The following is a 7,895-nucleotide window of genomic DNA, read 5'->3' as shown; positions in this document are numbered from 1 at the left end:
TAGTCGTTGGTAAAGACCGCATTGCCTTCATAACTAGCTGTTGCTTCCAATTGTCCTTCATTGTCTTTGACGCTTACAGTTACTGGAATCTCGGAGTTATCGTACGTAATCGTACTGTCGTCACCGACTTTTTCACGGATCGTGTAATTGTAGTCACCAGCTTTGTCGTACGGAATCGCATCGAAGTAGATTTTCCCTGTGCCATCGTTGGTTTGGCTTTGAATCACTTGTCCTTCTTGATCGACTAATTCAAAGGTGAATTCTCCTGCGACGAGCGAACGGCCAGTCAAGACTTTCTCAGCTTCCAACACTACACTGCCGGCTTTTGGTGTGTAGTCGTTGGTAAAGACCGCATTGCCTTCATAAGTCGCTGTCGCTTCCAGTTGTCCTTCGTTGTCCTTCACGCTTACTGTTACTGGTACTTCAGTCGTGTCATAGTCAATCGTGCTATCTTCCCCAGATTTTTTACGGATCGTGTAATTGTAGTCACCAGCTTCTTCATATGGAATCGCATCGAAGTAAACTTTTCCGCTACCATCATTGGTTTGACTTTGAATTACTTGCCCCTCTTGATCGACTAATTCAAAGGTGAATTCTCCTGCGACTAGTGAACGGCCAGTCAAGACTTTCTCAGCTTCCAACACTACACTGCCAGCTTTTGGTGTGTAGTCGTTGGTAAAGACCGCATTGCCTTCATAACTAGCTGTTGCTTCCAATTGTCCTTCATTGTCTTTGACGCTTACAGTTACTGGAATCTCGGAGTTATCGTACGTAATCGTCCTGTCGTCACCGACTTTTTCACGGATCGTATAGTTGTACTCACCGGCTTTGTCGTATGAAATCGCATCAAAGTAAACATTTCCGGACACATCGTTGGTTTGGCTTTGAATCACTTGTCCCTCTTGATCGATCAATTCAAAGGTAACTTCCCCTGTTACCAGCGAACGACCGGCTAATATTTTATCGGCTTCCAATACTACACTGCCAGCTTTTGGTGTATAGGTATTGTTAAAGACCGCATTACCTTCATAACTGGCGTAAGCTTCCAGTTGTCCTTCATTGTCTTTCACATTTACAGTCACTGGTACTTCAGTCGTGTCATAATCAATCGTACTGTCATCACCAGCTTTTTCGCGGATCGTATAGTTGTACTCACCGGCTTTGTCGTACGGAATCGCATCAAAGTAAACTTTACCGCTACCATCGTTGGTTTGGCTTTGAATCACTTGTCCCTCTTGATCGACTAACTCAAAGGTAAATTCCCCATCTACTAGCAAGCGACCAGTCAACACTTTTTCAGCTTCCAGCACTACACTGCCGGCTTTTGGTGTATAGATGTTAGTGAAGACGGCGTTGCCTTCATAGGTGGCATTGGCTTCTAGCTGTCCATCAACATTTTTCACCTCTACTTTAACATTCAATCTTGTGTGATCGTAGTCAATCGTAGGATCGTTTCCTTCTTTTTCATAAATCGTATACGTATAGATACCTTCCTTTTGGTAGGTGATTTCATCAAAGAAAATATCCTCGGATTCATTTCGCTTTTCTTGTAAGATATTGTTGTATTCATCTTCCAACACAAAAGTGAACTCTTCATTTTTTAACGAACGACCTTCTAGCAGCTTCTTAGCCGATAAGGCTAGACTGGTCTCTCTGGCTTCTTTTTTGTTTGCCAATTCAAAAATATAATCTACTTGTTGACTAGAAATGGTGAATGTATATTCGTTTTCATCTCGTTGATACCCATTTGGCGCCGCCGTTTCTTGGATTTTATAATTTCCGTAGCGAAGGTCGGATAAACGATCTACTTCTTTTTCTCCTTGAATCAGCTTGTTGTTTTTAACAATGAGATCAGGAAAAATAATTTCATAATTCCCTTCAGCATTTTGGCGACTCAGTTGGAAATGTGCCTCCTCAGAAATTCCACTATCTTTATCGCTTTCGGCGTCATATTTGATGATTGCCAATGAGCCATTCGTTCCAGTAGAGGTGCCGCTACCGTTGGTTGATTTGACTGTCACATCTTTCGTTACTTGATGAATTTCAGTAGTACCGCCCTTGAGAGTAGCATCATTAGAAACAATCTCATTATTACGTATCCCTGGATCGAGTTTCGTTTGATAAACAATAAAGTAAGGACTGTCAATGTCTTGCTCAAAAGCAATACTTAAAGTAAAGGTACCATTACTACCATCTGTCGTGACTTTCGGATTGTTTTCATTGTTGAAAGTGACTTTCTCACCTTTTTCCCATTGATTTCCTACTTTGACAGCTTTGTAGACATCCACGATTACTTTTCCTGTTTCATCATACAAGAAAGCTTGTTGATTATAGTTGATCGTATCCTCTACAACGGCATTCTTGATCGTTCGGCTATCTTGGTTGATCAAAACTTCCCAGTCCAGCAAACGATTGTTCTCGGTATTTTGGACACCTGTCTTACTGATCCAGCTGTCTTTAGCAGATTTATCCACTTGTGCTTCTGCTTTCAGCGTGGTATCGCCATCTGTTAAAGAAATCATGTTTTTATATCTAAAGGTATCTTCCGCAGCATCAGTTGCGATGAAAACGGCGATTGTTTCCGAGGTGTCTTTCAGCAACTCGATACTGATTTTTTTAGTAACAGGATCATAAGTCAGCTTATAGTCATCCTCCGTTAATTTTTCTTTCAGAGACTTCACTTGATTCCCAGTTCCAGAAACTTCCACCGAATAAACGGATGCTTCTCTGAACGTTTGCCCAGCCTGTAATTGGTCTTCGATCACAGTTCCTTGATGAAGCGTTGATTTGTAGGTATTGAATAACCCCATCCAAAATACTTGATCACTAGAAGCAATGTCTTCAGAAAAGACATTTGGGAAAGTTTTACTGAACACCGCTTGAAGATAAGCTTTCACATCGCCGCCTTTGGGAATGAAGAGACCGGCTTTCAATGCATTCAATATCCAAGTCGTATCCAACCATGAATTGGCTTGCGCTGCTTCGGTGAATGAGTGACCATCGATCTCATATTCTGCAAACGCAGCATTGGTGAATCGTGTTTGAGACCCACCTAATTCAATCTGTTTAGGAATGTTAAAGGTTGTTTTGAATTTTACAGTGAATTTGTCTGATGTATTCGTATTACTTCCTAGGAGCTTGATTTGAAATCCTGATTCATATTCAAAACTATTTTGACCCGAGGTAGTGGCGTGCAGCTTAGTCAACTCATACTCCGAAGCATCTAAGTCTCTGCTTACTCCGGCTTTATTGGTTGCGGTAATCACCAATGAATCTTCAATCAATTCTAGCGCACTGATATTTGTACCTGCAATTTCTTGGTAGCGATCGGTAATGACTAGATTGTCTATTTCTTGATTGGTTTGGTTGACCACTACTTGCCATTGCATGGTTTGATCTTGATAATTCTTGGCTACAGCCGTTTTCGTCACACCAATTTTGCTAGTTGGTGTCACTGTTCCCGACCCACTATACGAATTTGTTTTGTCATCTTTGACCGTGAGGTAATTGGTGATTCTGGTACTCGTTAAAACAGGATCAAAGAGTTGTGTCTCATAACGAATGATGTATTGTCCTGCATGATCAAAGACCATTTGAAATTGAACCAGCTGATCCTCTTTTTTGATTTCTCCAGCCTCATTAAAATGCCAATCATTCGTAACACTATTGTCACTCTTGTTTTTCACCACTATCGAGTCAGGCACTAAATAATGTAATGCATTCTCTGAAAGAGTTCCGGAATACGTTTTGTCTGTCATCACTGCGCCATCCGTACTCAGATCCAATGAAACTTCCCACATTGCTCGTCCGGTGGTTTCATCGTAGCCTAAGAAGCGTTTATACTCTGAGGATTCATGGTAGCTAACAGTTGCTTCTGCCGATTTATCATGAAAATTATCCCCCGTAATTTGGGCGATATTCTTAAAACTTTCAATAGAAGTATCATTGACCACACTGTTGATTTCAATTTTAACCGGTCGATCAATTTTCTGATTAAACGTAAAAGTTCCCGTGGTCGTATTATAGGTATACAGGTTCGTGGTTCTGACCCAATTTTGTCCATCATAAAGATAGCCGTATGAATGAGAGTAGGATAGCCCCTGAGGCAGTTTATCTGTTACAACGACATTGTCGAGGTTTTTTCCTTCCATATTAAAAACAATTTCCCATACCACAGAACCACTGGCGTTGACGGTTCCGCTCTTTGTGATATCGATTTGGTAAATAGGTAGAGTTATCAGAATTTCTTTACCGTCTCGATCATAAATCCCGGTTTCGATCACCACGTCGTCGGTTTGAGATGTCACTTTTAATTCTGTTTCTAAAGTAATGGTCCCGCTTCTGCCGGACAAATTTTCGGCAGCTTCATTAAAAACAATCTTTAACTCACCACTTGAGCTTAGATAAAATTCACCCAGCGAACCACCGCCATCAGAACGCTCAAGTGTTCCAGACACTTCGTTATGAACTGCAAAATAATTTGGTAACTGATAGGTATAGTAGTCTCCGCTTTTGATTTCTTCTTGGTCAGACAAAGACCAATCAAAATGAATTTTGACATTATCGTTATAAAATGGTGGATTGCTCTCAGTAAATGGCTGATCATCCATATCTGTGATGCTTACATTATCAAACAATTGTAAGCCACGAGCGTTTAAGTTAGGATCGGCAGCATAGGGAACAACTTCTTCTTGTGTAGATTCACTAGGTGCTCTCGGCTGAATACTGTTTTGATTCAACTCTGCGGACGAAGATTCAGGAGTCGTTGAAGCGGTCGTTTTTTCTTGTTGACTGGTGGGCGTCTCTGCTGCGGACTGACTCGTACTTTGTTCTGATTCTGTTTCGGAAACAGGTGTTGATTCTTGTGTTTCTGTAGCTGAGGGTGCTTGGATGGATTCACTCTCAGCTTCTATATTTGAAACCATTTCAGCTACTGCGATTGCTGGGGTACAAAAAGTGGCCCCTAATAAAAGCAACAAGCTCAAATATGCACATAGTTTTTTATTCATATTTACTCTTCCTCTCTATTAAAACAACTGGTCCTTTTTCTAAAAAACTCAATTTTTTTCTGGCTTCAAAATCAAATTTTCCTAAAGTAACCAACAAATAAATTTTTTCATACTTGCACCAAGCTCATAAATGATTTGCGTCTTCTTCCAAAAAACAACAATCCGTTGATGCACCAGGAGTTATCCCCAATTCTCCCGTTGAATAACATACCTTTTTTAGAGACGTTCAGCGGCAGTGGTCCTTAAAAAAGCGTGCGTTATCTCACCCTTATTTTCCCAAATTTAACAGCAACGAAGTGTTCAAAAAAAATCATTATTCATATTTTTTTGACTATTTGAAAAAACGTGCTACCATCTATACATAACTATTTGGAGGAAAGCTATGTTCAGAGAATTATTGTCAACTGCTTCACAAGTGAAATTGCAGTTGATCGAGAGCTTATTGAACGATTCCCATTGTTTTATTGCTGATTTACTCGCTGAATTTGACCTATCTTTGTCGTTGTTTAGAAAGTACGTGACAGAAATCAATCATGATCTGTCCTTCCTTAAAATAAGTATCGATGCTCATTCCCTTGTCAGTCTGGAATTACACTCCTTTGCCGCTCGCTCTGATGTCTATAGCTTTTTTTTGGCTGAATCTTCCGCATTCAAATTATTAGAACTACTGTTTTCATCCCACTTTTCCAGTTATGAAACATTGGCCATCGAATTGAATCTCAGCAAGTCATCCATCATTCGCTTGATCAAAAAAATCAATCTGGAAATTCAGCCATATGATTTCCATATCGAAAAAAAACCGATCCGATTAGCAGGAAACGAAATCAATATTCGCCAATTTTATGCCGTTTTCTTCTTGGAGAAATATCAACATGAGTTTAGAGATGCTAGTAAGAATCAGGAACAAGAGTTTTTGAAAATTGCTCAGTTATTTGCTGCGGCAACACCGTTGAAACTTTACTTTTCCGATATCCGAAAAATCGCCTTTATCATTTATGTTCATAGTAGAAGGGATCGCCTTTTTGCTTCCAAACCTGCTGGAGACAAAATCGAATATTTTCTAGAACGAATCGACCTCGCCGATTTTTCACACTATCAACGATCGTACTTAGAAAAAGTAATGGGTTATTTAACTTCCCATATCACGGCCGATCCTACTATTTATTCGCAAGTGAGACAGACCTTTCTGCATTTGACGAAGCAGATTTTTGACAAATACGATTACGAAGAGACTGATTTCCAAGAAAAATTAACTGCCGTTACCTTCAAATACTTGCTAGAAACGAATTTGAATGTCCCCTATTGCATTTTGAATGATCGACTGGCTCGATTTGCCGCTAACTGCGATTATGCGCAGCAAGCTGTCAATCGCGAGATTATTCGATTGGTGACCCATTCGGAACTACCAGCGATTCGACCTGCGACCATCAATCATTTGATTTATATTTTCCATACGTCTTTTCCGCTTTTTGCAAAGCAGATCATCGATCAACATGCGAATTATCATCTTGCTTTGCTTTACGACACGAATGGGGATCATACCGAAATGATCCGAACTCAAATCAAACAATTCGTTCCTTATGATTTGACGATCACGATCTTGAATCCGTTAGACTCTTTTTCGATTCCTGCAGTCAAGGAGCCCTATGATTTAATCATCGGAAATATCGTTCCTCCCTCTCAGAAGATTCCTTTCAAAGCGACAGATATTTTCATTACTCGTGAAGAAATCGGCTTTATTGCCAGGAATATCCAAGAAAAAGCGATCCAGCAGATTGAAAAAAAGCCTCCTAGCAATCTTCACTGAAACGTGAAGGTTACTAGGAGGTTTTGAATTTATTCAAGTAGCTGACTCGATTTTTGCCGTTGAAGGAGTTGATCTTTGTTCTCCTTGGATTCTTTCAATGAGAGAGAGTAGATTAGCCTTCGTCTGATTTGCACCAAACAGCTCACTGCCAGGTTCCAAAATGCGGCCAGCGGCAAGTCCACCGATCACTACCGGATCAAAGCCAAAATCATCAACGATTTTAGCCGTTTGGTCTACAGCTTGGGCATCATCCCCAGCGATAGCAATAGCTTTTCTATTTGGCGCGCTATGTGGCCGAGCTTCAGCTTCAAGATCATGATACCCCATGTGATTAAACGCCTTGATGACGTTACTCTCGTGGAGATAATGTTGGACTCTTTCTGATGAGCTTTCTTCAATAGTCGAATAAATGGCATCCTTACCATCCACTTCCCACCAGTAGTTCATCGCATCGATCACTAGCTTACCAGCTAACTGCTCTTTAGAAATCGACGGATAGTTGCTTAAAGGGATCGCTAATAAAATGATAGGCATCTCCGCCAAGAGCTCTTCTACGTTCGTAACTTTTGCCCCAGGAGCGAGTATTTCAACGGCCAAAGCATTCTTTTCAGCTGGTTTTCTGCTGGCGATCCAAACTTCATAGCCTGCTTCTGCTCCTAATTTAGCTAAAGCAAGACCTAACTTGCCAGCCCCTAAGATACCAATTCTAGATTTTTCCATTATTTTTCACCTGATCTCAATAATTCTTTGACCCGTGGGATAACTTTTGTACCATAAAGTTCGATAGTCCGTAAACGGTCCTTTTGTAATTGTCCACCGGTTCCGTAAACAAGATCAAACCGTTCGACGCCGACTTGCGGCATCATCCGCGCTATTTTTTGCGCTACCGTTTCAGGACTGCCAACATAGTAAGAACCATGTTCTACTTCAAAATCAAAACGTTCTTTCGACATTTCGGGCCAGCCACGGTCTTCTCCGATTTTATCCATACTTTTCTTGATATAGTGCCAACCAATCTCGTATGCTTCCTCGTCCGTCTCAGCAATCACGCCGTGGGAATGCATCCCTACCGGAAGAAT

3 protein-coding genes and 1 pseudogene are annotated in these 7,895 nt (G+C 40.8%); 1 reads left to right on the top strand and 3 read right to left on the bottom strand.

The window, feature by feature from the left end; genetic code table 11:
- Nucleotides 1–5,009, bottom strand: a 5,009-nt coding sequence (locus Q0A12_RS12320) for an FctA domain-containing protein (protein ID WP_291292947.1), incomplete at its 3' end; no start/stop codon positions are given.
- 382 nt (nucleotides 5,010–5,391) lie between these two features.
- On the opposite strand from Q0A12_RS12320, the gene Q0A12_RS12315 reads away from it, so the two are divergent.
- Nucleotides 5,392–6,816, top strand: a complete 1,425-nt coding sequence (locus tag Q0A12_RS12315; protein ID WP_291292946.1) for a helix-turn-helix domain-containing protein — start codon at nucleotides 5,392–5,394, stop codon at nucleotides 6,814–6,816.
- 33 nt (nucleotides 6,817–6,849) lie between these two features.
- Here Q0A12_RS12315 and Q0A12_RS12310 read toward each other — a convergent pair whose 3' ends face one another.
- Both Q0A12_RS12310 and Q0A12_RS12305 read right to left on the bottom strand, forming a co-directional pair.
- On the bottom strand, nucleotides 6,850–7,536 hold the full coding sequence (locus tag Q0A12_RS12310) for an NAD(P)-binding domain-containing protein (protein ID WP_291292945.1): 687 nt from the start codon (nucleotides 7,534–7,536) through the stop codon (nucleotides 6,850–6,852).
- Nucleotides 7,536–7,895 (bottom strand): annotated as a pseudogene (locus tag Q0A12_RS12305) (LLM class flavin-dependent oxidoreductase); the annotation flags it as partial. The gene Q0A12_RS12310 and the pseudogene Q0A12_RS12305, both read right to left, overlap by 1 nt.

Source organism: Enterococcus sp. (genome assembly GCF_022711995.1).
Lineage (GTDB): Bacteria > Bacillota > Bacilli > Lactobacillales > Enterococcaceae > Enterococcus_D.
The sequence above is the reverse complement of the archived record's forward strand: the minus strand, read 5'-3'. Positions and strand labels throughout refer to the sequence as shown.